Below are 23,703 nucleotides of genomic sequence, written 5' to 3' on the forward strand. Positions count from 1 at the left end.
AGATTTTAAACGCCAACGCAGCCGAATTTTGAACGACGCCATGCTCTACCTGTTTCGCCATACGCTTTACATCGCTGTAACGCCTGAGTTGATCGAAATCACCCATGCCGAAACCGGACGCAAACTGGCCGAACCGCCGTTATTGGCAATTGAGACTAAGCGGGGCCGAGATTCAGTTATTGCAGTGGGATCGATGGCAAAGCACCTAACCGGTAAGCCCAATGTCCGCATCGAAAACGGCTTCTCCCATCCACGCACGTTGCTGACCGACTTCACCGCTGCCCAACGGACTCTGGCGCACCTGATCAAACGGGTTTTACCCTTAGGTTTTTTCGTGCGCCGCCCCATCGTCGTAATGCATCCATTAACGATGCTGGAAGGCGGCTTAACTCAAATCGAAATTCGCGCTTTCGCCGAATTGGCCAGCATGGCCGGCGCATCCCGAGCCTACGCTTGGCAAGGCCCGAGCTTGACGACAGAACAACTACGCAAACACAGCTTTCCCGAACAAGGTCGGCTGTTGTTCCCCTAACGCGACTCGATTCAAAATCCCAACTCCGCCGTGAAACGTTTTTTCCTGCTGCTGCTGAACATCTGGAAGCAAAAACTGAAAATCTATTTTCTGGCCGCTTGGATCGGCGCCGGGATGGGGATTTTTCTGTTGGCGCCCAGTTACGATTACATCAGCTCGCGCGAGCGCAATGCCGATCCGATTTCGTCGATCGAATTCGTCATCGGCCAATTTACCGAGGTCATGACGGGGCAGATCAACCAGAACAATCTAATCCTGTTCTATGCCGAAATCGGCGCGCTGCTGGGTTTGCTGTCGCTCGGTTTTTACCAGGTGCTGCATAAACGCCTGGTCGACTTGGATGCGCTGAAAGCCGAGTTGGATAAAGACTTGCCGACCATCATCCGCCAGGGCGAAGGGCCGTTGCTGGAATTCAAATCGACGTTGCGCTGGGATTTGCAGGAGCAACGCGTCAACCGTTCCCTGGAAAGCGTGGTGTTGAAAACGCTGGCCGGATTTTTCAACAGCCACGTCGGCGGAACCTTATTGATCGGCGTGGCCGACAACGGCGAGATCGTCGGCCTTGAGCAAGACTTTCAGACCTTGAAAAAGAGCGACCAGGACGGTTTCGAGCAAACCCTGATTACGGCGATCGCCGAGAACTTGGGTGCCGACTTGTGCCGCTTTATACATATTCTGTTTCACCGGATCGATAACAAAGACGTGTGCCGGGTGATCGTTTCGCCGGCCTTGCGGCCGGTGTTTCTCAACATCGCCAACACCCCTAAGTTTTTCGTCCGTACCGGCGGCGGCACCCGCGACCTGAATATCCAGGAAGCGCTGGATTACGTCGCCGGCCGCTGGAAATCTCTGAAGTAATCGGTTTGCCCGTGCGGCTAGCGGCCTTTGCGGCAGACGGTTAAACTAGCCGATTGCGATTTGCCAATCACTTGATGGTAAATGACATCCCGCTCAGGCTGGGTTCCGGCGGGGAAAATCGGGCAAATTCATCCCAGGATTTTTTGATACTCCCATTCTGCCCCGCCCCGGCGGAATAGGCTTGAGTCTTAACTTTTTTACGATACCCACCGAATGGCACCACAGTCTACCTTCGTCGCCTGGTTCAGAAATTCGTCGCCCTATATCCACGCCCACCGCAATCGCACCTTCGTGATTTTTTTCGGCGGCAATGCGGTCGGCGAAGCCGATTTCGACAATTTGATTCACGATTTCGCGCTGTTGAAAAGCCTGGGCGTAAGGTTGGTGCTGGTCTACGGCATTCGGGCCCAGATCGACGAACAGTTGGCGGAACACGGCGATACGCCGAAATTCCACCACCATTTGCGGATCACCGACGCCACCACGTTGCAATATGTCAAACAGGCGGCCGGCCTGGTACGAGTCGAAATCGAAGCGTTGTTGTCGATGGGCGTTTCCGGTTCGCCGATGGCAGGCGCCCAAATCCGCGTCGCCTCCGGCAACTTCGTCACGGCAAAACCGCTTGGCGTGCTGGACGGTATCGACTATTGCTACACCGGTACGGTGCGCAAGATCGATGCCCAGGCCATTCACCAGCAACTGGACCAAAACAATGTGGTGCTGATTTCGCCGGTCGGCTATTCGCCCAGCGGCGAGGTGTTCAACTTGTCGGCCGAAGAAGTGGCCACCGAAGTGGCTATTGCGTTGCAGGCCGAAAAACTGATTTTATTGACCGAACAAAGCTGCATAGACCCGGCGTCCGGCGCAGCGCTATTGCAACTGACTACCGAGCAAGCCGCTGAATTGTTGAATAAAACCCCGGCGCTACCGGACGCCGTGGCCCGATCGTTGGCGGCGGCGATGCAAAGCTGCCGGCAAGGCGTGCAGCGCGCCCACCTGATCAACCGCCATGTCGACGGTGCGTTGCTGCTGGAGCTATTCACCCGCGACGGCATCGGCACGCTGGTCAGTTCCACCGCCTTCGAAACCATTCGCCCGGCGACGCTGGACGATATCGGCGGCATCATGGAACTGATCAAACCGCTGGAAGCCCAAGGCATCCTAGTCAAACGTTCGCGGGAAAAACTGGAGATGGAAATCGGCGATTACATCGTCATCGAGCGCGACGGCCTGATCATCGGCTGCACCGCATTCCATATTATGGCCGATGCGGGCAGTGCCGAATTGGCCTGCTTGGCGGTCCATAACGACTACCGCAACGGCGGCCGCGGCGACAGCCTGCTGAACTATCTGGTCAGCCAGGCTCGGACCCGCAGCATCCGCCGTCTGTTCGTCCGCACTACCCAGACTTTGCACTGGTTCGTCGAGCGCGGCTTCACACCCTGCTCGGTCGAGGATTTGCCCGCGCCGATGCAGAGCGCCTACAACTACCAACGCAACTCCAAGTTATTGTATAAAGACGTACTTTAATTCGAATTCGCGCTTGCCCGGAGGGAATCAATGCTCGCCAAACAGGACTTTCTTAACGTAGTTAATTTGACACCGCTGGTGTCGATCGATTTGATCGTCAGCTCCACCGACGGCAAGATTCTGATGGGCCAACGCGTCAATCAGCCGGCCCAAGGCTATTGGTTCGTACCGGGCGGCAGAATTTTCAAATCGGAAACGCTGGAACAAGCCTTCCGCCGTATCACTGCAACCGAATTGGGCGACGCCCGCGACATTGCCGATGGCCGCTTGCTAGGTGCGTTTACCCATCTATACGACACCAATTTTGCCGACGCGCCGGGCATCAGCACCCATTACGTGGTGTTGGGCTACCAACTGAGTCTGGGGATAGAGTCGTCCCGGCTACCGGCTCAGCAACACAGTGCCTACAAATGGATCGGTGCCGGCGACGAGTTGAGCTTGGTACACCCGAACAGCCAAGCCTATTTCCCCTATCTGCGTTAAGCCATGCCCGCGCTGAAAGTCCTGCAACTAAGCGACCTGCATGTCCTGCCGCATGCCGGCGACACGCTGTTGGGCGTGGATACCGAATATTACTTCGCGCGAATCTTGAACGAAGCGTTTCAAAGCCACGGCACATTCGATTTGGTTTTATTGACTGGGGACTTGGGCCAAGACCCCACTCCTGACAGTTACCGCCGTATCGCCGGCCATTTACGCCATTACGCTACGCCCTGCTTGTGCCTGCCCGGCAACCACGACGATTGGCCGTTAATGCAGCGCGAATTGAACACAGGCGCGTTGAGTTGCAGCAAGCAATGGTTATTTCCGGATTGGCAAATTATCGGTTTGAACAGCCAAAAACCGGGAAGTCCCGGCGGTTATTTGACCGGCGAGGAATTGGACTTTTTAGATCGAACCTTGGCGGCTTGCGCTTTGCCGGCCTTGCTGGCCGTGCACCACCATTGCGTTGCCAGCGGCAGCCCGTGGATGGATACGATGATGATCGAGAACGGCGAAGAATTGTTACGGATTGCGGAAAACTATCCGCAAGTCAAAGCCATTACCTGCGGCCATGTGCATCAGGAAATTGCCCAGCAACAGCGGACTATCCAAATCGTCTCGGCACCGGCCAGTTGCTTCCAATTCAAGCCCGGCGCAACCGAATTTGCATTGGATATCAAGCCCCCGGGTTACCGCGTGTTCGAACTGTACGCCGACGGCAGCCTGAAAACGGCCTGCCACAGGATCGCTGCCGAACAGCCGGAATTGCGGCTGGATTTAAACAGCTACTAGCCGGCCTCCAATCTGCCTGACAAATAACTTTCGGCATTTACGCCGACATCGTTGGCAATCAGCAAAGCGCCCAACTCGTCCATCGCCTTGCGGTAAACGCGACGTTTGAAGTAGACCACGTCTTTCAGCGGATACCAATACTCGACCCATTTCCAGCTATCGAATTCCTGTTTGTGTCCGCAATCGAAGCGCACCATCGACTCGTCGGTGTTCAGGCGCAAAATGAACCAAATCTGCTTTTGGCCGATGCATAGCGGCGTGGAATTTTTGCGGATATAACGGTCGGGTAATTTATAGCGCAACCAGTAACGGGTTCTACCCAGCAATTGCACATGTTCGGCGCGCAGTCCGGTCTCCTCCCACAACTCCCGGTACATCGCGGTTTCCGGGTCCTCGTCGCCGTCGATTCCGCCCTGCGGAAACTGCCACGAATTTGCGCCCTTGCGCTTGGCCCAAAACACACGACCCTCGTCATTGCAAAGGATAATCCCGACGTTCGGCCGGTATCCTTTCGAGTCTATCATGTAAAAAACCTGTATCATTTGCCGCCCGGTTGTTAATGCCGGAATGTTAAAATCAACAACGGTGCGGCCATTAAAATTAATGCCGCAATTGTTCCACAAATACTCGGCCGACGCTACAGGCCTTATCTTTTTCTTTACGACGACAGGTTTGCCGTGAGCTTAGCGATTTTTGATCTGGATAACACGCTGATCGCCGACGACAGCGATTTTTTATGGGGCCAATTTTTGGTCGACCGCGGCATCGTCGACAAAGACCATTACGAGCAGGCCAATAAAAAGTTTTACGAGGATTACAAACAAGGCACGCTGGACATCGTCGAATTTCTGCATTTTTCGCTGGCGCCGCTGGCGCGGCACGATGCCGAACAGCTTTATCGCTGGCGAGAAGAATTTATCGACAGCTTGATTAAACCGATCATGCTGGAGGCGGCACGGGAACTAATCGACCGGCACCGCCAGGCCGGCGACACGCTGTTGGTGATTACCGCGACCAACCGGTTCGTGACCGAACCGATCGTGAAACTTTACGGCATCGACAACTTGCTGGCGACGACGCCCGAATTCAAAGACGGCCGTTATACCGGCAAATTCGAAGGCACGCCCTGCTTTCAACAAGGCAAAGTCGAGCTGTTGCGGGATTGGTTGGCAGAATCGGCGGAAACGCTGGCAGGTTCCTGTTTTTACAGCGACTCTCACAACGATCTGCCGCTGTTGAATCTGGTGGACCGACCGGTCGCCGTCGATCCCGACGAAAAGTTGCGCCAGGCTGCAGAGCTGGCCAACTGGCCTATCATCAGCCTGCGCTAAGCGGGTTATTTTTTTTGGATGTAGAAAATTTGCCGGTCGGCGTCTTTTAAATTGTGAACCAATTGATGGCCGGCTTGATCGATGTAAACGCCGAAATCCAAATGAGCGGCCGGATCGGTGGCAATCACCTTGACCACCGAGCCGCTGTTGATTTCCATGATGGCTTTTTTCAGACGCAACAACGGCAACGGACACTGTAAGCCGCTGGCGTCGACTTCCAAATCAAATTCAATCATATCGGTATTCGCTCAATCCTAATTTAACGCCGAGTATCATAACATCAACCCCAGACCGCGAAAATCAAGGACCATGGATTACTTTCCGCTATTTTTAAAACTCAAAGACCAGCCTTGTCTGGTGGTAGGCGCCGGCGAAATCGCCAGCCGGAAAATTGAGCTATTGCTAAAAACCGGCGCCAGAATTAGCGTGGTCGCGCCGGAGATCGGCGACAGCATTGCCGAGTTGGCAAGCGAGGGCCGGGTTACCCTGTTGCAAAGAAATTTCGCCGCTAGCGATCTGGACGGCATGTGTCTGGCCGTTTCCGCTACCAACACCAGAAGCGTCAACGAAGCGGTCGCACAAGCGGCAACTACGCGCAACATACCGGTCAACGTGGTCGATAATCCGGACTTATGCAGCTTCATCTTTCCGGCCATCGTCGACCGCTCGCCATTGACCGTCGCGGTATCTTCCGGCGGCGTATCGCCCGTTTTAGCTCGCTTGCTGCGTTCCAAGGTCGAAGCAGCCATTCCCGGCGCCTTTGGCCTGCTGGCGCAATTTGCCGAAGAATTCAGATCTTTGGTCAAACAACGCTTGCCGGAAGCGGCGCGGCGCCGAGTATTTTGGGAAGACGCGCTACAAGGCAATATCGCCGAGTTGGTATTTTCCGGGCGCCGCGACCAAGCCGCCGCCGAATTGCGGGCCAAACTCGATGCGGCCGAGCAGGCTCTCCCCCGCGGCGAAGTTTATCTGATCGGCGCCGGACCGGGCGATCCGGACCTGCTCACCTTTCGCGCCTTGCGGTTGATGCAACAGGCGGACGTGGTCGTTTACGACCGGCTGGTTTCCAAAGAGATTCTGGAAATGGCCCGCCGCGACGCCGAGAAAATCTACGTCGGCAAGCAACGCAGCAACCACAGTCTGCCGCAGGAATCCATCAACGAGCTCCTCGCCGACCTGGCCTTGTCCGGCAAACGCGTGGCGCGCTTGAAAGGCGGCGACCCGTTTATTTTCGGCCGCGGCGGCGAAGAGATCGAAACCTTGCTGCAACAGGGTATTCAGTTTCAAGTGGTACCCGGCATCACCGCGGCCGCCGGCTGCGCCAGCTATGCCGGCATCCCGTTGACCCATCGCGACCACGCCCAATCCTGCACCTTTGTTACCGGCCATTTGAAAGACGGCAATATCAATCTGAATTGGAGCCAATTGGCGGCCCCCAACCAAACCATCGTGATCTACATGGGCTTGGTCGGACTGGAAAACATTTGCCAATCCTTGATCGAACACGGCTGTCCGCCCGACCAACCGATTGCGCTGATTCAACAAGGCACCACTCGCCACCAACGTGTGATTACCGGAACGCTGAGCGATATGCCGCAAAAAGTGGAAAATGCCGATATAAAGCCGCCGACCCTGATTATAGTCGGCACCGTGGTGCGCTTGCGCGAGCAATTGGAGTGGTTTCAACCCGTCTGATGGGCGGTTGCGGGACAATTTCCCGATTTCAGCCAAATTTAAGTTTTGGTTGGAAAAATCAGGCCGCAAGCGGGTTAAAGGCCGGAGCGAAACAGAAAATCGATTGAATTTTTTGCTAAAGTTCCCTATCCTTTACCCGCTTAACTTCCCAATGAGCTGCTTATTCAAAACAACAATATGCAGTTCTTTTTTTAAACACAACGAGAGAAGAAAATGAAAAAATCATTCGGTTTATTAGTAGGCGCAGCTCTTATCGCGATCAGCGGCCAAGTTGCAGCTAACGAAGCGGAAGAAATCGGCGCAAAAATTTACGAGCGCGCTTTCGGCCGTGGTTGCGGCGCTTGCCATGACATCGCTTCCAACCCACAACTGAAAGAACTGATCAAAGCCGGCAAACTGCCAAAAGACCAGTTCGCCAGCGTTCTGAAAAACGGCAAAAACGGCATGCCTAAAGCGACTGCAGCAATCATGGAAGTCGGTCCTGTCAAAAAAGCCGGTTACACTGAAGACCAAGCTATCGACGCTGTTTACGAATATCTGAAAAAATAATCGTAGCCGTCAATAGGCAAATAAAAAGCCGCTATCCAAACGGATAGCGGCTTTTTTGTTGCCTACATAAAAGTGGGCTAATCGCCTCGGCCGAGATAAGTCTGGCTACTGCGTTGATGCGTTAGACCGTAGCGGCTACGCAACCAAACTCCGGCAATGGCCGCGACCATCAAGCCGCAAGAGACGAAGGTCAGGTAAACCAAATCCTTCACATCGTTCAATTCCTTGATCAAGGCTTGGTTAACTGCGGCACCGTCTACTCTAGCCGGGGAGTCGATCGAATAGGTCGTCAGAATTTTTACGTCGCCTTTCAAATCGCGTATCGTATCCAAAGAATCGGCCACGCTGCCTTTTTTGATATTCTCTTCCAAGGTGCGCAATTTGCTTTCGATAGAGCCGCTCAACAAACCGAACAATTGCCCTTTCAAGGCGCTGATCTCGGCCGATAACGCCGGATTCTGAGTCGCATAAACCGCGGAAATGGCTTGATGTTTTTGGATTTCGGTCAGCAGGTTTTGCCGGGGCAACAACACAAAGCCCAGCACGAATACAACCGCCATCAATCCCATCACCAACAGCAACAATACGCGGTTGGCTTTTACCAATCCCTGATGCTGGTTTGCGGTCCGCAAATAGACAATCTCTCGCTTGTCGCTGGTGACTTCATCCAGATTAATCTCAGGCATGTCGCTCATTATTGTTTTAATGTTGCTAATCGGGAAGCTTTACCGCCCGCCGGCCAAGAAAATCCTACGGCCGGCGGTAAGTTATCGGGGCATTATACAAGCTTGAATAAAAATGTCCTGTTTTCTGCCCTCGCCTTCAACGGCCTTTTTTTGCGGCGATCCGCATCCGCAGCGCATTGAGCTTAATAAAGCCTTCGGCGTCTTTTTGGTTGTAAGCGCCGCCGTCTTCCTCGAAGGTCGCAATATTTTCGTCGAACAAGCTATTGGTTTCGGATTGGCGACCGACCACAATCACATTGCCTTTATACAACTTGACCCGCACTTTGCCGTTAACGTTGACTTGCGAGGCGTCGATCATGGTTTGCAACATCTTGCGCTCCGGGCTCCACCAGTAACCGTTGTAAATCAACGAGGCGTAGCGCGGCATCAATTCGTCTTTCAAATGCGCCACCTCGCGGTCGAGCGTTAAAGATTCGATCGCGCGATGGGCCTTCAACATCACGGTGCCGGCCGGAGTTTCGTAGCAGCCGCGCGATTTCATGCCCACGTAACGGTTCTCGACGATATCCAAACGGCCCACGCCGTTGGCGCCGGCGATTTTATTCAGTTTTTCCATGACTTGGTGCGGCGTATGCGGTTCGCCGTCGATAGCGACGATATCGCCGTTTCGATAGTCCAATTCGACGTAAGTGGCTTGATCCGGAGCGTTTTCCGGCGACACGCTCCAACGCCACATATCTTCTTCCGGCTCGGTCCACGGATTTTCCAGAATCCGGCCTTCGTAAGAGATGTGCAGCGAGTTGGCGTCCATAGAGTACGGCGAGGATTTGCCCTTCTTCATCTCGACCGAGATACCGTGTTGTTCGGCGTAATCCAACAGTTTCTGCCGGGAATTCAGATCCCATTCCCGCCACGGCGCAATAACTTTAATGTCCGGACGCAAGGCGTAAGCGCCCAGCTCGAAACGCACTTGGTCGTTACCTTTGCCGGTAGCGCCGTGGGAAATCGCGTCGGCACCGGTTTCGTTGGCGATTTCGATCAAACGTTTGGCGATCAGCGGCCGGGCAATGGAGGTACCCAACAGATATTCGCCTTCGTAAATGGTATTGGCGCGAAACATCGGAAATACGAAATCGCGGGCAAATTCCTCGCGCAAATCGTCGATATAGATTTCCTTGATGCCGGCTGCTTTAGCCTTGGCCCGTGCCGGCTCCAGCTCTTCGCCCTGGCCGATGTCGGCGGTAAACGTCACCACCTCGCATTGGTAAACGTCTTGCAGCCATTTCAAGATTACCGAAGTATCCAGACCGCCCGAATAGGCCAGCACCACTTTTTTAATATCCGACATAATCCGCTATACACCTAAAAAATTAAAAACCGGCGAATTATAACGGAAAACACCGCGCGCTTTCCGCCAAACCGCCGTGCCGGGTTCAAACCTTTAAACTTTCAGCCAATAACGCAGCGGCCCGCTCAGCCGCACCTTGGTTGTCGGCAACAAACTGCCTGGCGTTGCCCACCAGACGGTGTGTAAACTCGCCATCCCGATGCAGGCGCAATACCGCGGCCGACAATGCCGTGGCATCGGCGCATTGAATCGCCGCTTCCGCGGCAAGCATGCGCTCGGCAATTTCCTGAAAATTGAACATTTCCGGACCGAACACTACCGGTACGCCGACAGCCGCCGGTTCCAGCACGTTGTGCCCGCCGACCGGCACCAAACTGCCCCCGACGAATGCGGCATCGGCCGCGGCATACAGCATTTTCAATTCGCCCATGCTATCGCCGATATAAACGTCGGTCTGTGCGCTGCAAGGCCGCTGCTCGCTACGCATCACCACGCGCAAACCGCGTTGCTCGCATAACGTTCTGACCGGCTGGAAGCGTTCGGGGTGGCGCGGTACGATCAGCAACAACAACTCGGGTAGCGCCGCTTTGAGTTGCGAATACAAGTCGGCAAGCACATCCTCTTCGCCGTGATGGGTGCTGGCCGCGATTAATACCCAGCGATCCGCAAACGCCTGCGCCTTCAAACTTTGCCCTTTAGCAACCGCCGCTGGGTCGATGGTGACGTCGAATTTGATATTGCCGAGCACCCGAACTTTTCCGGGTTCAGCGCCGATCTCGATGAACCGGGCGCGATCTTCATCGGTTTGCACCGCAATCGCTACGACACTGGCCAAAGCCGGCCGCACCAAGGCCAGAATTTTTTGGTAAGAGCGCGCCGACCTCGCCGACAAACGCGCATTGACGATAAACAACGGTATGGCCGCCTCGGCACAAGCGGCAAACAGATTCGGCCAGATCTCCTTTTCCATCACCACGGCCAGGCGCGGCCGGAAATGCGCGATAAAGCGTCGCACCACGATCGGCAAATCGTAAGGCAAGTAAACATGCTCGACACGCTCGGCCAAAACCGCTCGCACCCGGGCCGAACCGGTCGGCGTAGTCGTCGTCACTAAAACCGGCAACTCCGGATATCGTGACTGCATTAATTTGATCAGCGGAAACGCCGCCTCGGCTTCGCCGACCGATACCGCGTGAAACCAAACTACGCCCTGCCGTGACCGAAACGGATAAATAGCCAGACGTTCACGCCAGCGCCGCCGGTATTCGGGAGCTTTGGCCCCGCGCCAATATAAGCGAAGCAGCACCATCGGCAACGCCAGATGAAACAGCAGTGTATAGAGGATTCTCATAAGCAAATTAATCCGTACCGGCCGGCGTAGCGGATTCCTGGCGTGCGGCATGGAGTTCTCCTGAGTAATAGGCGGAAATTATAACAACGCAGTTTGGAGAAATGGCATAGCGCGGTTTTTGCGCCTAGGCTCCGGCAACCACACAGAAAGCGGCAATTGGCGGCAGACCGCAGCCGGGCGGCACGGCAAAAGGCCTATGCAAGCAATCTAAAAAAAAACGCTTGGCTACCGCCCCAAGCGCTGTTCCAATGCCAATACTCGTTGCGTCGTCGCCAGCACAGTGTCCGGGTTCAGGCTCATCGAGTCGATGCCGATTTCAACCAGATATTCGGCCATTTCCGGATAATCCGACGGCGCCTGGCCGCACAAACCCGAATGGCGGCCGTTGCGACGCGCGCCTTCCACGGCCAGCCGGATCATGGTTTTGACGCCGGGGTCGCGCTCGTCGAAGTCGTTGGCGACGATTTCCGAATCGCGGTCGACGCCCAGCGTCAATTGGGTCAAATCGTTGGACCCTATCGAAAAACCGTCGAACAATTTGGCGAACTCATCGATCAGAATCACGTTATTGGGAATCTCGCACATCACGTAGATTTCCAAACCGTTGTCGCCGCGCTTCAAGCCGTGGCCGGCCATTGCCGCCAGTACTTTTTCGGCTTCGTCCAGCCGCCGGCAAAACGGGATCATCAGTATCAGATTGCTTAATCCCATCGTCTCGCGCACCCGCTTCATCGCCGCGCATTCCAACGCAAAACCCTCGGCGTAGGCCGGATGCACGTAACGCGAGGCGCCGCGAAAGCCGATCATCGGATTGGGTTCGTCCTGCTCGAACCAACGCCCACCCAGCAACGTGGCGTATTCGTTGGTTTTGAAATCGGACATCCTGACCACGACCGGTTTGGGATAGAACGCGGCGGCGATGGTCGCCACGCCTTCGGCCAGGCGCTGGATGAAAAACTCTTCGGCTTTGGCGTAGCCCTCGGTCAATTGGTTTAGTTGCTGCAACTCGTAGGTATCAAGGACTCGCTCCGGATGAATCAAGGCCAGCGGATGTGCCTTGATATATTCGGTGATGATGAATTCCATCCGCGCCAGGCCGACGCCGTCGTTCGGCAGGAAGCTATGCTTAAAGGCCAGTTCCGGATTGCCCAGATTCAGCATGATCTTGGTCTTGGGCCGCCGCATTTGCGCCAGATCGGTCCGCAACACGTCGAATTCGACTCGGCCTTGATAAACTTTGCCGGCATCGCCCTCGGCGCAACTGACCGTGACTTCGCTGCCGCTGGCGATTGCCGTCGTAGCGTTTTCGCAACCGATCACCGCCGGCACGCCCAGTTCGCGAGCGATGATCGCCGCATGGCAGGTACGGCCACCACGATTGGTGACAATCGCCGCGGCGGTTTTCATGACCGGCTCCCAGTCCGGCGTGGTCATGTCGGCGACTAACACCTCGCCGGGCTTGAAGCTGGACAATTGCGCAACGCCGGCGATCACCCGCGCCTTGCCGGCCGCAATCTTGCTACCGACGGCGTGACCGCGGGCGACGACCGGGCCCTGCCCCAACAATCGATATTGCTCCAACACATTGCCGCTACGTTGCGAAGCCACGGTTTCCGGTCGAGCCTGGACGATGTAGAGCCGGCCGTCGAGTCCGTCTTTGGCCCATTCCATGTCCATCGGCCGGCCGTAATGGCGTTCGATCTTGATCGCATAATCGGCCAATTCCAGCACCTCGCCATCGCTGACGCAGAAGCGGCGGCGCTCGTCGTTGGCAGTAGCGATATTGCGCACCGGTTCGCGGGTGCTGCCGTCGCTGTAGACCATCTTGATTTTTTTCGCGCCCAGATTGCGCCGCAGCACCGCGCGGTAACCTTGAGCGAAGGTGGGTTTGTGCACGTAAAACTCGTCCGGATCGACCGCCCCCTGCACCACGTTTTCGCCTAAGCCGTAAGCGCCGGTAATGAACACTGCATCCTTGAATCCGGACTCGGTATCCAACGAAAACATCACGCCGCTGGCGGCCAGGTCCGAACGCACCATTTTCATGATCCCGATCGACAGTGCCACTTTGAAATGGTCGAAGCCCTGGTCGATGCGGTAATGGATCGCCCGGTCGGTAAACAGGCTGGCAAAGCAACGCTTGCAGGCGTCCAGTAAACTCTGGCCGCCGCGGATATTCAGATAGGTATCCTGCTGGCCGGCGAAACTGGCGTTGGGCAGATCCTCGGCAGTGGCCGAACTGCGTACCGCGACGCTCATGTCGGCGCCATATTCGCACTGCAACTCGGCAAATGCGGCGTTGATTTCGGCTTGTAAATCGGCCGGCAGCGGCGCGGCGTAGACCAGCTCGCGCGCTTGTTGGGCGCGGCGCGCCAGGTCGGCGACGTCATCGGCGTCGACATCGTCCAACAGTTCGTGCAACCGCGGCCAAGCACCGGCTTGATCCAACAGGTAGCGATAGGCTTCGGCAGTGATCGCGAAACCGTTCGGCACCCGGATGCCCTCGCCTGCCAAGGCCCGGTACATTTCGCCGAGCGACGCGTTCTTGCCGCCAACCAGCGGGATATCCTGGATGCTCAGTTGGTTAAACCAACGAATGTATCGGTAGTCTTGGGACATTTGGTGCTCCTTGGCTGTTTTTATACTTATCGCTATAAGCATACGCGCTTGGAACGCGACCGCAACCAGGATTTATCGGAATGAGCGGGGCTAACGCTATCGGTTCAGCCACTCCATATAGAGCTGCACGCCCTCTTCCACCGCTTTAAACTGATGGTTGCAACCAGCGGTTCGGAGTTTTTCCAGATTGGCCTCGGTAAAACTCTGGTAGCAACCTTTCAGATGCTCCGGAAACGGAATGTATCGGATATGTCCGCGTTGGTAGTAACGAATCACCGCATTGGCGACGTCGTTGAAAGTCTGACTGCGGCCGGTACCGCAATTGAAGATGCCGCTGGCTTGGGGATGATCCAGAAACCATAAGTTCACGTCAACCACGTCGCCGACGTAGACGAAATCGCGGCGTTGTTCGCCGTCGCCATAACCGTCGCAACCTTCGAACAATTTCAGCTCGTCGGATTGCTGGATCTGGTTATGCAAATGAAACGCCACGCTGGCCATGCTGCCCTTGTGCGCCTCGCGCGGCCCGTAAACGTTGAAATAACGCAAACCGACCACCTGCGCCGTCAACTTGGTCTGGCGGCGCAGATATTGGTCAAATTGAAACTTGGAATAACCGTACACATTCAACGGCCCTTCGTAGGCCAGCTCTTCCTTGAAGGTTAGATCGGCGCCGTAAGTTGCCGCGCTGGATGCATAGATGAATGGGATTTTGTGGCTTTGGCAATAATGAAACAGGGCTTTGCTGTATTCATAATTGTTTTCCATCATGTAACGTCCGTCCCATTCCGTGGTGCTGGAACAGGCCCCCTGATGGAATACGGCCTCTATCGATTCGGCCCGGAACACGCCTTGTTGCAAGCGTTCCAGAAAAGTGGCGCGGTCGAGATAGTCGGCAATGCGGCAATCGACCAGATTGCGGAATTTAACGCCGTTGCTTAAATGGTCGACCACCAAGATATCATCGTAACCGCGGGCGTTGAGACCCAATACCAGATTACTGCCGATGAAGCCAGCGCCACCGGTTACGATGATCAAGGGTTTACTCCGCTACGACTTTGATCGGCAGCGTGGCGACGACGTCGGAGTGCAAATTAATCGCGACGTCGTATTCGCCGATGTTACGGATCACGCCGTTCGGTAGGCGCACTTCGTGTTTTTCGACGTTAACGCCGGCCGCGGCAATCGCATCGGCAATGGTCTGAGTACCGACCGAACCGAACAGGCGGCCTTCATCGCCGGTTTTGTGGGCAATCGTAATAGCCAACTTGCTTAAGGCTTCGGCGCGGGCGTTGGCAGCGGCTAATTTCTCGGCTGCTTGTTTTTCCAACTCGGCGCGGCGTTCTTCGAATTCCTTGATTTTAGCCGGAGTTGCCGGAACGGCTTTACCCTGCGGAATCAGGTAATTTCTGCCATAACCCGCTTTAATGGTGACTTTGTCGCCCAGGTTGCCCAGGTTGGCGGTTTTTTCCAGAAGAATGACTTCCATCGTTTATACCTCTTGGTTCGACTCGAATGTCGAAAAATCGGGAGCTTTACGCTCCATTGGGTTTAAATTTGTTTCGCAAATCCAGCCAAGTATCGCTCAAGCCGCATAGCACGACCACAGCAGTCACGTGCGGCACCAGCATCAGCGTGATATACAGGAACGGCACCATGAACCGGCCGCCCTTACTGCTGGCAAAAGCCGCGTGCAGCACCGCAGTGCCGACGAAGACGTACAGCACGAACGCAACCAACAACACGTTCCAGCAAAATTCGGCAATGCCTTCCGGACTCAACCAGGCCACCGCCATCAGCGCCAGCGTAACCAGCGTGAACGGCATGTGCGCTCGTAAAGTCAGAAACTCGCTTCTGAAGCCGCCGGGATTGAACAGCGCCGCCTGCCACCATCTGGCCAAAAACAGCCCCAGCAACAAGCCGCAAACGCTGCCCGCCGCCGCGACGCCGGTCATGTAATGCGCCAACGTGTCCGCGGATTGATGAATTTGCTCTACGGCGGCATCGCTCTGCCCGCTCAACATCGGCTGAATCATGAATTCCAGGACTTGCCGCCAAAATTGCGCCGGATGTTCCTGAAAGCTGTAAATGCTGAATACTGCGGCGACTCCGAGCAACACGGCGATTTCGATTGCCACGACCAGATGCCTGCCTTCGCGTAGCACGATCGAGATCAACCACACCGGCAGCCAGAACGCCAGCCCATACATCAACGAGTATTGGTAGTTACCTAGCAACAGCAGGCTCAACACCCCGGCCGCCAGGCAGGAACACACCAACACGTACATGCCTTCGCCGGCTCCGCGCCGCAACGTGACCAATGCGAGCGAGGCCGAACTAACGATACTTATCGGAGGGAACAGCAGGGAAAGCAAAGCCAAACTGGATGCAACGGTCATCGCTTGCATCCTTCCCTTCATGATGAAAGCGGCCAAGAATTGCATGCCTGCTTCCTCCGCGCTGCGAATCCGTTACTTATGCGCGTCGCAAAACGGCAACAAAGCCAGGAAACGAGCCTGTTTGATTGCTGCAGTCAACTGCCGTTGGTATTTCGCGCTGGTACCGGTAATCCGGCTTGGAATGATTTTGCCGGTTTCGGTGATGTATTCGCTGAGCAAATCCAGATCTTTGTAATCGATCACGATTGCGTCTTCGCCGCTGAAACGGCAACCTTTTTTACGTCTGATATTGTTACGTGCCATGAAAATTCTCTACGTTAAGTTGGGTTACTCTGAATCGGCGGCTACTTCAGCTTCGTCGCTGGTTTCGACTTCAGCTTCAGCTTCCACTTCTTCTTCGGCTTCTCCCTTGGCTCGGCCGGCGGATTTCTGGCCGTCGCTGCCGCTGGTGGCAATCACGGAAGGACCGGTGATAGCTTCCTTTTTCGCCAAGGTCAGGCTACGCAGAATCGCGTCGTTGAAGCGAAAACCGGCTTCCAGTTCTTCCAGAGTGGCTTGGTCGCATTCGATATTCATCAGCACGTAGTGCGCTTTGTGAATTTTCTTGATCGGATAGGCCAAATGTCTACGGCCCCAGTCTTCCAACCGGTGAATTTTGCCTGCGGCTTCTTCAACGGTGGATTTATAACGTTCTACCATAGCCGGCACCTGAGCACTTTGGTCAGGATGGACTAAGAAGACGATTTCATAATGTCGCATGATTTCTCCTTACGGTTTGAAAAGCTTCCCGCCCGCGGGCAGTGAAGCAAGGATTCGGGGCCATAAGACCCCAAAAAGCTGGGCATTATAGAAACCGGCGTTGTTTTTGCAAAGCGATTTTTGCGGCAACGCCGGTCGGGGATCAGGCGAACAGGCTCAGCAAACCGTTGCTGGCTATGGCGCGGCCGGCTTCGATTTCGTCCAGAATGTTGGCCGCGGCGACATTGGTTGCCGCAGTGTCGTTCGAATCCGGATCTTGATTGCCGCTCCGGCGCTGGTCGCCGGCCATTTGGTAGGATTCGCGGCCCTGTTTTTGTTCGGCGTGTTGTTGGGATACGTTCACGTCCGCCAAATCCAATTTTTGCTCGCTCAACATTTCGCGCAGTTTCGGCAAGGCAGCTTCGATGGCTTCTTTGACTCCGGCATGCTGAGTGGTGAACGACACGCTGGTTTGGTCCTGGTTGACGTCGATTTTGATCGAAATAGGCCCCATGTGTTCGGGGTTAAGCCGGATCTCGGCCGACGGGATATCCTGTTTGTGCATCCAAAGCAATTTTTCGCCGAGTTCGGCATTCCATTCCGGATGGTTCAAATGCCTGGAAATTTGCGGCGCGGCAGTGGGTGCGGCCGCGTCGGCCGATTTCGACAACTGGGCGATATCGGCCGCCAGCGCCGAAAATCCCTTGCCGTGCTCGGCCGAAACCGCGGCGCTTTTCGGCGCAAGCGCATCGGGCTCGGCAGCCGGTTCGTTGCTGGCGTTATCCTGAGTACCTTGCCCGGCGGCGTTCTGGCCGGACACGGCCTGCGCCAGACCGGCATCGGCAGCGGACGCAGCCGAAGGCTCGCCTTTACCCAGCAGCGACGTAGCGTCTTGCCGGCTTTGCCCGCCCGAGTCCGACGCATTTTTCTTGACCACGGCCAAGGCCTGGCCCAGCGCATCGGCATTTTTCAACGCGTTGTCCAACACCGCTTCCTGAGTCATCGGCGTTTCGACCGGTTTAGTGAAATTCTGAAGCGGCGAGCCGACGATAGCGGCCGTCTGTGCATCGGCTGCGGCATCGGCTTTGGCCTCAACGTCAGCGCCTGCGGCCGGCGCAGCGGAATCGGCAGCGACAGTTTGCGCCACGGCCGGTGCAGCATCCAGGTTCTGCAAATACTGCAAGACGTCGGCCAAAGCCGCCATCGTATCGTCCAAATCGATATCTTGATCGAGTTTGGTTGCCGCAGGCACGTTATTGCCGAACAGAGCGGCAAATTCCTGCAGGTTGCGGCCGGTCAAATTTTCGGCAGACAAACCGCCCAACTGCGGCAAATTCGCCAATTCGCCGCCGTTTCCGGCGACCTTCATTGCCAAACATTGCTGCAGTTGCGCCAGTTGATCCAGGAAAGTTGCGGAAAACAAGCCGGCATTTGTACCGTCGCCGAGCATGCCGGCGCCCAAACCGGCCGCCGCATCTGACGCGGCCAGCATAGACAGCGGATTAGAGCTTTGTATATTCATGACCATTCTCCTGACGTTTTTCTGGCATCAAGCACTTCCCGTGCCATTGCCGTTTACCATGCGCGCAGCCCGGTCGTCTTGCTCGGCCTGTTCCCGCTTTTGTTCGATTTTGACTTCTTCGGCCAACGCCAGCTCACTGACTTTCCGCAAACTTTTGGTCCGTTGCCGGGAATCTTCCCAATGCTTGCGTGCCCGTTGTACCTCGCGTTCGTATTGCGCCACCACCTGCCGTTGGCTATCGATTGCGCTGTCCAGTTTTTCCGAAAACGCTCTAAACTCCAGCAGTTGGCTGACCGGTATTCCGCTTTGCTGGCGCGCGGCGAAATTTTGCAAATACTCCACCCGGTAATTCTGCAAGCTATCCAATTGCGCTTGCTGTTCGCGCAAGCGTTGTTGAGCGGCGCCCAATGCCGCCAACGCATCCTGTTCCTGGCGGGCTTGCAGTTCGATGACCACATTCAGGCGTTGCGACTTTTTCATCAGCTTGCCAATAATTGCGCCAGCTCGCTAATGCTGCGGCTGAGATCGACCGACTCGTCCATGCTCTGTTGCAGAAAGTCCATGATCGCGGCGTTCTTGGCCACTGCGCGATCGATACGCGGATCGGAGCCGGCGCGGTAGGCGCCGACACTGATCAAATCCCGGTTCTGCTGGTAAATCGAATACAGCCGGCGTAAGTCCCGCGCCATCTGCATGTGTTCGGCCTCGACGATGTCCGGCATCACCCGGCTGATCGACGCTTCGATATCGATGGCCGGATAGTGGCCGGATTCCGCCAGGCTGCGCGACAATACGACATGGCCGTCCAGAACGCCGCGTGCCGCATCGGATATCGGATCGTTGGTGTCGTCGCCTTCGGCTAGCACTGTATAAAAAGCCGTAATCGAACCGCCGCCCTCGTCGCCGTTACCGGCCCGTTCCACCAGTTGCGGCAGTTTGGCGAATACCGACGGCGGATAGCCCTTGGTCGCCGGCGGCTCGTTGATAGCCAACGCGATTTCCCGGTAGGCCTGGGCATAGCGCGTCAAAGAATCCATCAATAGCAAAACATCCAAGCCCTGGTCGCGAAAATACTCCGCAATACTGGTCGCCAACATCGCACCGTGCATCCGCATCAACGGCGAGTCGTCGGCCGGCGACGCCACCACCACGGCCCGGCGCAAGCCTTCCTCGCCCAGGATTTTCAACACGAATTCGTTGACCTCGCGGCCACGTTCGCCGATCAGCCCGACCACGACCACGTCGGCGTTGGTAAATTTGGTCATCATCCCCAACAGCACGCTTTTACCGACCCCGGTGCCGGCAAACAGGCCCATCCGCTGGCCGCGGCCGACGCTGAGGACGGCGTTGATCGCCCTGACGCCGACATCCAAGGCTTCGCGGATCGGTTTGCGGCTCAACGGGTTGATCGGCGTGCCGGCCAACGACACCTTGGCATCGGTATCCAGCGGGCCTTTGTTGTCCAACGGATAGCCGGAACCATCCAGCACCCTGCCCAGCAGGCCGAACCCAACCCGAGCCAGACTGTTCTTTCCCATCGGAATTACCCGGCAGCCGGGCTCAAGGCCGTGAGTGTCGCCGGTCGGCATCAGGTAAAGATGGGCGCCGCTGAAACCGACCACTTCGGCGGTAATGATTTTGCCGGACTTGGTGACGACTTGGCACAACGAACCGATGGCAGCCCGACAACCCTCCGCCTCCAGGGTCAAGCCGACCATGCGCGACAATTTGCCCTCGACCACCATTTCCAACGGCTCGTGCAAGCGCTGCCGGTAAGGCCGCAAGCGCGCCAACCAAAACTCGGAACGGTCGGCATTCGGAATCATTTATCGGCGTCCTCGCGCCGGTCGCCGCCCAGCAAGTTGGCGATGACGGCCGCCAGCCGGCTTTCGACGCTGGCATCCACTCGGGATACTTCGGTTTCGACGATACAGCCACCCCGACTTAACAACGGATCTTCCTGCAACCGCCAAGGCGGCATGCTCTCGTCCAATTTCAGCGCGCTGCGTACCAATGCCGCATCCTCGGGGTGCAAATTCACGGTGACTTTCTGCGCAGCCAGCGGCAGGACTTTGATGGCTTCCCTGACCACGGCTACGATTTCGCCGGGTTCGGACTTGAGCTCGCGCCGGATCAATTGGCTGGCGATGGCAATCGCTAGTTTCACCAATTCCTGCTCCACGGCATCGTCGAGCTTTTTGAAAGGTTCGCTTAACGCGTCGAGCAAACCGGCCAATTCGGCGGCCTGGGTTTGCAGCAGATGCAGGCTTTCCTCGTAACCTTGCTTGCGGCCGGCTTCCAGGCCTTCCGCCCTGCCCTCGGCAAAACCTTGTTGCCGGCCCTGCTCGAAAGCTTCTTCGTAAGCCTGTTTTTGGATTTCCTCGATCTGTTCGACCGTCAAAACTTCGGTCGCCTGTTCCAATTCCACCGGCTCGGAATGCGGTGGCGCCTTGAAATCCTGCAGGCCGGTCCAGGGATTCAAAGCCTGTAATTCGTCTTCGGAAAACTTGGTGGGTTTAGACGAACTCATCGCCGCCGCCGCCGCCCAAGCTCAATTCGCCGGCATCCGCCAAGCGTTTGGCGATCGCCAGGATATCTTTCTGTGCAGCCTCGACTTCGCTGAGCCGCGCCGGCGGTGCAGCTTCCAGATCGTCGCGCAGCATTTCCGCGGCGCGGCGCGACATATTGGCGAACACTTTGTCGCGCAGCGCCGCCTCGACACCGCGCAAGGCCAGTAACAATTGATCGGTGGAAACTTCGCGCAGCAGGGTTTGAATACCGCGGTCGTCGACGTTGATCAGATCGCCGAACACGAACATCTTATCCTGGATGCGTTGGCCCAGATCGGCGTTGATTTCGTTGATATCCTGCATCATCGGATCGCTGATGCCGCTTTCGATGAAGTTGAGGATGTTGGCTGCGGCGTCGATACCGCCGATTTGCGAAGACTTGACGCCTTCGCTGCCGGTCAGTTGTTTTTCCATGATATCGTCCAACTCGCGCAATGCCGCCGGTTGCACGCCTTCCAACGTGGCGATCCGCATCAAAATATCGGACCGCATGTTTTCCGGCAGCAGAGTCAGCACGTCTGCGGCCTGGTCGGCATCCAGCAAAGACAAAATGATGGAGATGATCTGCGGATGCTCCAGCCGGATCAAATCGGCGATCGCGCGAGTATCCATCCACTTCAACTGCTCGATACCCTTGCTGTTGGCGCCGAGCAGAATGCGGTCGATGATGCTGCCCGCCTTGTCCGCACCCAGAGCATTGGTCAACATATTGCGGATGTATTCGTCGGAATCCAGGCCCAGGCCGGTTTCATTCTTGATTTCGATGATGAATTCTTCCAACACCTGGTCGATCATGCTGGACGTGATCGAGCCGAGCTGGGCCATGGTCGAGCCGACCAACTGCACTTCTTTGGGCCCCATGTGCCGCAGCACCGACGCCGCCCTATCCTGGCCGACCGCCAGCAGCAGCAAAGATGCGCGTTGCGCTTTGTTAAACTTGTCGTCCTCAGCCATCGTCTTTCAACCAGGATTTGATGACCTGCGCGACCAGTTTCGGGTCTTCGTCGATCATTTTTTGTACGTATTCCAAACGTTTCTCGTAGCTTTGCGGCGCTTCCAGCAATAACAAGTCTTCCATCGCGCTCGGCAAGGCATGAATTTCGCCGGTTTCCTGGTCGACCTCGACCGGAACCGCGACCGGCCGGCCCTCTTCGTCGAAACGCACCACGCCGCCGGTGGCTTCGGCAATCGCCCGCGCTTCTTCCAGAGCCTTTAATTGTTCTTCTTTGCTGATCAAACTTTTCAGCGCCGGCCGCAACACGCCCATGATCAGCAGCAGCACCACCAACACCGCACCCAACTGTTTCAGCGCGCTGGCAAACCAGGGTTGGTCCCAAATCGGTTCGGAAGGCAGGTCTTCCAAGGCCTCGGGCAGTTTGAACGCCACATTGGTTACCGTGACCTGGTCGCCGCGGCTGTTATCGTAACCCACCGCCTGTTTGACCAAATCCCGGAGTTGGTTCAAATCTTCCTGCGAATAAGCTTGTTGCGCGACCTTGCCGTCGGCTTGCACCACTTTTTTGTCGTCGACCACGACCGCGATCGACAGCCGGCGCAACGCCCCGGTCGCCAAGCGGGTATGGGTGATGGTTTTATCCAATTCGTAATTGCGCGTAGCCGACTTGCTGGCCGCACCGGATTCGCCGGCCGCCGATTTTTCCTGGCCGCTGGCCACTTCCGGCGCGACGCCGGTCGGCGGCGGCTGGTTGGACAACGCCCCCGGCACGCCTTGAACTTTAGACGAAGAATTGGTTTCTTCCTGAGTTTGTTCGCTGCGCAAGGCCGGCAAATCCGGATTGAACATCTCCTGGGTTTTTTCGGTGACGGTAAAATCCACGTCGGCCGAAATTTGCGCGCGCATGCCATCGCCGCCGACCAGCGGCGTCAGGATATTCTCGATGCGCTCGCGCAAGTGTTCTTCGATATTTTTCTTGTACTCGAATTGTTTGCTGGACAGCGAAATGTCTTCGCCGCCTTCTTTGCTGTTCAGCAGCCGGCCCTTTTGGTCGACCACGGTGACTTGGCTGGCTTCCATCAGCGGCACGCTGGACGCCACCAGATGCACGATCGATTCGATTTGCTCTTTTTCCAGCGAGCGCCCTTGGTAGAGCTCGACCACGACCGATGCGCTGGGTTTTTTTCGTTCGCGGACGAACACCGATTGCACCGGAATCGCCAGCAAGACTTTGGCGGCCTTGACGTTTTGAATGGTTTGGATGGTTAACGCGATTTCGCCTTCCAAGGCGCGCTGAAAGCGCATTTGTTCGACACTCTTGCTGGTACCGAAACCGTTCTCCTTGTCCAACAGTTCGTAGCCCAGGCTGGCGCTGCGCGGCAGACCTTGCGCGGCCAGCTTCAGCTTCAATTCCCTGACTTTATCGGCCGGCACCATGATGGCGCCGGAGCCGGTCTCGACTTTGTAGTCCACACCCAATTTGGCCAGACTATCGAGAATCTCGGCCGAATCCTTTTCGGCGACGCTGGCGAACAGCAAATCGTAAGCCGGCGCCTGCGACCACAGCACCACTGCGACGCCGATGGCCACGCTCAGCGCCAATCCCAGCATCAGACCGACTTGGCGCGACACCGGCAGCTTGCTCAGGCTGATCAGCGCCTGTTGCATTTTACCGTTCTCGGCCGTCGCTTGCGGCCGCGAATCCATCGGTAGATTTCTGTCCAACTCGCTCATGGCCGGCTTCC

General features: G+C 56.3%; 25 protein-coding genes. 8 read left to right on the top strand and 17 right to left on the bottom strand.

The genetic code is table 11. From position 1 onward, the window contains the following. The first annotated feature begins 40 nt into the window (after positions 1-40). The 5 genes from VXJ35_RS13835 to cpdA all read left to right on the top strand — a co-directional run bounded on the left by VXJ35_RS13835 (position 41) and on the right by cpdA (position 4,195). Positions 41-532, top strand: a complete 492-nt coding sequence (locus VXJ35_RS13835) for a rod shape-determining protein (RefSeq protein ID WP_064023518.1) — start codon at positions 41-43, stop codon at positions 530-532. Between the two features lie 30 nt (positions 533-562). Beyond that, on the top strand, positions 563-1,390 hold the full coding sequence (locus VXJ35_RS13840) for a helix-turn-helix domain-containing protein (RefSeq protein WP_064022006.1): 828 nt from the start codon (positions 563-565) through the stop codon (positions 1,388-1,390). A 213-nt stretch (positions 1,391-1,603) separates the two neighbouring features. Then, positions 1,604-2,920, top strand: coding sequence for an amino-acid N-acetyltransferase (argA, locus tag VXJ35_RS13845; protein WP_064022007.1), 1,317 nt, complete (start codon positions 1,604-1,606; stop codon positions 2,918-2,920). Positions 2,921-2,950: 30 nt separating this feature from the next. After that, positions 2,951-3,403, top strand: a complete 453-nt coding sequence (locus VXJ35_RS13850; RefSeq protein WP_064022008.1) for a GDP-mannose mannosyl hydrolase — start codon at positions 2,951-2,953, stop codon at positions 3,401-3,403. Positions 3,404-3,406: 3 nt separating this feature from the next. After that, a complete protein-coding gene (cpdA, locus tag VXJ35_RS13855; RefSeq protein WP_064022009.1) occupies positions 3,407-4,195 on the top strand; it encodes a 3',5'-cyclic-AMP phosphodiesterase in 789 nt (262 codons plus the stop codon). On the opposite strand, the gene rppH is transcribed toward cpdA, so the two are convergent. Next, a complete protein-coding gene (gene rppH, locus VXJ35_RS13860) occupies positions 4,192-4,719 on the bottom strand; it encodes an RNA pyrophosphohydrolase (protein ID WP_064023519.1) in 528 nt (175 codons plus the stop codon). The genes cpdA and rppH overlap by 4 nt on opposite strands. A 153-nt stretch (positions 4,720-4,872) precedes the next feature. Here rppH and VXJ35_RS13865 point away from each other — a divergent pair, with 153 nt between their 5' ends. Beyond that, on the top strand, positions 4,873-5,526 hold the full coding sequence (locus VXJ35_RS13865; RefSeq protein WP_064022010.1) for an HAD family phosphatase: 654 nt from the start codon (positions 4,873-4,875) through the stop codon (positions 5,524-5,526). A 5-nt stretch (positions 5,527-5,531) separates the two neighbouring features. Here VXJ35_RS13865 and VXJ35_RS13870 read toward each other — a convergent pair whose 3' ends face one another. Further along, positions 5,532-5,762 carry a sulfurtransferase TusA family protein gene (locus VXJ35_RS13870; RefSeq protein ID WP_064022011.1) on the bottom strand — a complete coding sequence of 77 codons (231 nt, stop codon included), beginning with the start codon at positions 5,760-5,762 and terminating at the stop codon, positions 5,532-5,534. 73 nt (positions 5,763-5,835) lie between these two features. Between VXJ35_RS13870 and cysG the strand changes: the two genes are divergently transcribed. Together cysG and VXJ35_RS13880 are read left to right on the top strand one after the other, a co-directional pair. Beyond that, complete coding sequence (cysG, locus tag VXJ35_RS13875; RefSeq protein ID WP_064022012.1) at positions 5,836-7,221, top strand: siroheme synthase CysG; 1,386 nt, start codon at positions 5,836-5,838, stop codon at positions 7,219-7,221. Positions 7,222-7,434: 213 nt separating this feature from the next. Next, a complete protein-coding gene (locus tag VXJ35_RS13880; protein ID WP_064022013.1) occupies positions 7,435-7,770 on the top strand; it encodes a cytochrome c in 336 nt (111 codons plus the stop codon). A 77-nt stretch (positions 7,771-7,847) separates the two neighbouring features. Here VXJ35_RS13880 and VXJ35_RS13885 read toward each other — a convergent pair whose 3' ends face one another. The 15 genes from VXJ35_RS13885 to fliF form a co-directional block, all read right to left on the bottom strand. Continuing rightward, positions 7,848-8,456 carry a hypothetical protein gene (locus VXJ35_RS13885; RefSeq protein WP_231914751.1) on the bottom strand — a complete coding sequence of 203 codons (609 nt, stop codon included), beginning with the start codon at positions 8,454-8,456 and terminating at the stop codon, positions 7,848-7,850. Between the two features lie 136 nt (positions 8,457-8,592). Then, entirely contained in the window at positions 8,593-9,804 is a 1,212-nt protein-coding gene (locus VXJ35_RS13890; protein ID WP_054758681.1) for an argininosuccinate synthase, read from the bottom strand. 85 nt (positions 9,805-9,889) lie between these two features. Beyond that, complete coding sequence (gene waaA / locus VXJ35_RS13895) at positions 9,890-11,155, bottom strand: lipid IV(A) 3-deoxy-D-manno-octulosonic acid transferase (protein WP_064022015.1); 1,266 nt, start codon at positions 11,153-11,155, stop codon at positions 9,890-9,892. 225 nt (positions 11,156-11,380) lie between these two features. Then, positions 11,381-13,774 (bottom strand): phosphoenolpyruvate synthase, encoded by a 2,394-nt coding sequence (ppsA, locus tag VXJ35_RS13900; protein ID WP_064022016.1) that lies wholly within the window; start codon positions 13,772-13,774, stop codon positions 11,381-11,383. Between the two features lie 96 nt (positions 13,775-13,870). Further along, positions 13,871-14,812, bottom strand: coding sequence for an ADP-glyceromanno-heptose 6-epimerase (gene rfaD, locus VXJ35_RS13905; protein WP_064022017.1), 942 nt, complete (start codon positions 14,810-14,812; stop codon positions 13,871-13,873). Between the two features lie 4 nt (positions 14,813-14,816). Continuing rightward, complete coding sequence (gene rplI, locus VXJ35_RS13910) at positions 14,817-15,263, bottom strand: 50S ribosomal protein L9 (RefSeq protein ID WP_064022018.1); 447 nt, start codon at positions 15,261-15,263, stop codon at positions 14,817-14,819. A gap of 46 nt (positions 15,264-15,309) precedes the next feature. Next, positions 15,310-16,218: a DUF2232 domain-containing protein gene (locus VXJ35_RS13915; RefSeq protein WP_064022019.1), complete on the bottom strand. Its 909-nt coding sequence runs from the start codon at positions 16,216-16,218 to the stop codon at positions 15,310-15,312. A gap of 27 nt (positions 16,219-16,245) precedes the next feature. Continuing rightward, on the bottom strand, positions 16,246-16,476 hold the full coding sequence (gene rpsR / locus VXJ35_RS13920) for a 30S ribosomal protein S18 (protein WP_054758676.1): 231 nt from the start codon (positions 16,474-16,476) through the stop codon (positions 16,246-16,248). Positions 16,477-16,500: 24 nt separating this feature from the next. Then, a complete protein-coding gene (gene rpsF / locus VXJ35_RS13925) occupies positions 16,501-16,932 on the bottom strand; it encodes a 30S ribosomal protein S6 (protein ID WP_064022020.1) in 432 nt (143 codons plus the stop codon). A gap of 142 nt (positions 16,933-17,074) precedes the next feature. Then, positions 17,075-18,433, bottom strand: coding sequence for a flagellar hook-length control protein FliK (locus VXJ35_RS13930; protein ID WP_197495836.1), 1,359 nt, complete (start codon positions 18,431-18,433; stop codon positions 17,075-17,077). Positions 18,434-18,460: 27 nt separating this feature from the next. After that, entirely contained in the window at positions 18,461-18,913 is a 453-nt protein-coding gene (fliJ, locus tag VXJ35_RS13935; RefSeq protein WP_054758664.1) for a flagellar export protein FliJ, read from the bottom strand. Next, a complete protein-coding gene (fliI, locus tag VXJ35_RS13940; RefSeq protein ID WP_064022022.1) occupies positions 18,913-20,259 on the bottom strand; it encodes a flagellar protein export ATPase FliI in 1,347 nt (448 codons plus the stop codon). Before fliI ends, fliJ begins: the two co-directional genes overlap by 1 nt. Then, positions 20,256-20,963, bottom strand: a complete 708-nt coding sequence (locus tag VXJ35_RS13945) for a flagellar assembly protein FliH (protein WP_064022023.1) — start codon at positions 20,961-20,963, stop codon at positions 20,256-20,258. The genes fliI and VXJ35_RS13945 overlap by 4 nt, the downstream gene beginning before the upstream one ends. Next, a complete protein-coding gene (gene fliG / locus VXJ35_RS13950) occupies positions 20,950-21,957 on the bottom strand; it encodes a flagellar motor switch protein FliG (protein ID WP_064022024.1) in 1,008 nt (335 codons plus the stop codon). The genes VXJ35_RS13945 and fliG overlap by 14 nt, the downstream gene beginning before the upstream one ends. After that, complete coding sequence (fliF, locus tag VXJ35_RS13955; RefSeq protein WP_082880927.1) at positions 21,950-23,692, bottom strand: flagellar basal-body MS-ring/collar protein FliF; 1,743 nt, start codon at positions 23,690-23,692, stop codon at positions 21,950-21,952. The genes fliG and fliF overlap by 8 nt, the downstream gene beginning before the upstream one ends. Positions 23,693-23,703 lie beyond the last annotated feature (11 nt).

This window comes from Methylomonas sp. DH-1, assembly GCF_046097555.1.
In the GTDB taxonomy this organism is placed as follows: domain Bacteria; phylum Pseudomonadota; class Gammaproteobacteria; order Methylococcales; family Methylomonadaceae; genus Methylomonas; species Methylomonas koyamae.

What these genes read in the sequence shown, in the direction of transcription:
- VXJ35_RS13835 (WP_064023518.1), top strand. Translation starts at nt 41, where the DNA reads ATGCTCTACCTGTTTCGCCATACGCTTTACATCGCTGTAACGCCTGAG.
- argA (WP_064022007.1), top strand. Translation starts at nt 1,604, where the DNA reads ATGGCACCACAGTCTACCTTCGTCGCCTGGTTCAGAAATTCGTCGCCC.
- VXJ35_RS13850 (WP_064022008.1), top strand. Translation starts at nt 2,951, where the DNA reads ATGCTCGCCAAACAGGACTTTCTTAACGTAGTTAATTTGACACCGCTG.
- cpdA (WP_064022009.1), top strand. Translation starts at nt 3,407, where the DNA reads ATGCCCGCGCTGAAAGTCCTGCAACTAAGCGACCTGCATGTCCTGCCG.
- rppH (WP_064023519.1), bottom strand. Translation starts at nt 4,719, where the DNA reads ATGATAGACTCGAAAGGATACCGGCCGAACGTCGGGATTATCCTTTGC.
- VXJ35_RS13870 (WP_064022011.1), bottom strand. Translation starts at nt 5,762, where the DNA reads ATGATTGAATTTGATTTGGAAGTCGACGCCAGCGGCTTACAGTGTCCG.
- cysG (WP_064022012.1), top strand. Translation starts at nt 5,836, where the DNA reads ATGGATTACTTTCCGCTATTTTTAAAACTCAAAGACCAGCCTTGTCTG.
- VXJ35_RS13880 (WP_064022013.1), top strand. Translation starts at nt 7,435, where the DNA reads ATGAAAAAATCATTCGGTTTATTAGTAGGCGCAGCTCTTATCGCGATC.
- VXJ35_RS13885 (WP_231914751.1), bottom strand. Translation starts at nt 8,456, where the DNA reads ATGCCTGAGATTAATCTGGATGAAGTCACCAGCGACAAGCGAGAGATT.
- VXJ35_RS13890 (WP_054758681.1), bottom strand. Translation starts at nt 9,804, where the DNA reads ATGTCGGATATTAAAAAAGTGGTGCTGGCCTATTCGGGCGGTCTGGAT.
- waaA (WP_064022015.1), bottom strand. Translation starts at nt 11,155, where the DNA reads ATGAGAATCCTCTATACACTGCTGTTTCATCTGGCGTTGCCGATGGTG.
- ppsA (WP_064022016.1), bottom strand. Translation starts at nt 13,774, where the DNA reads ATGTCCCAAGACTACCGATACATTCGTTGGTTTAACCAACTGAGCATC.
- rplI (WP_064022018.1), bottom strand. Translation starts at nt 15,263, where the DNA reads ATGGAAGTCATTCTTCTGGAAAAAACCGCCAACCTGGGCAACCTGGGC.
- VXJ35_RS13915 (WP_064022019.1), bottom strand. Translation starts at nt 16,218, where the DNA reads ATGCAATTCTTGGCCGCTTTCATCATGAAGGGAAGGATGCAAGCGATG.
- rpsR (WP_054758676.1), bottom strand. Translation starts at nt 16,476, where the DNA reads ATGGCACGTAACAATATCAGACGTAAAAAAGGTTGCCGTTTCAGCGGC.
- rpsF (WP_064022020.1), bottom strand. Translation starts at nt 16,932, where the DNA reads ATGCGACATTATGAAATCGTCTTCTTAGTCCATCCTGACCAAAGTGCT.
- VXJ35_RS13930 (WP_197495836.1), bottom strand. Translation starts at nt 18,433, where the DNA reads ATGAATATACAAAGCTCTAATCCGCTGTCTATGCTGGCCGCGTCAGAT.
- fliJ (WP_054758664.1), bottom strand. Translation starts at nt 18,913, where the DNA reads ATGAAAAAGTCGCAACGCCTGAATGTGGTCATCGAACTGCAAGCCCGC.
- fliI (WP_064022022.1), bottom strand. Translation starts at nt 20,259, where the DNA reads ATGATTCCGAATGCCGACCGTTCCGAGTTTTGGTTGGCGCGCTTGCGG.
- VXJ35_RS13945 (WP_064022023.1), bottom strand. Translation starts at nt 20,963, where the DNA reads ATGAGTTCGTCTAAACCCACCAAGTTTTCCGAAGACGAATTACAGGCT.
- fliG (WP_064022024.1), bottom strand. Translation starts at nt 21,957, where the DNA reads ATGGCTGAGGACGACAAGTTTAACAAAGCGCAACGCGCATCTTTGCTG.
- fliF (WP_082880927.1), bottom strand. Translation starts at nt 23,692, where the DNA reads ATGAGCGAGTTGGACAGAAATCTACCGATGGATTCGCGGCCGCAAGCG.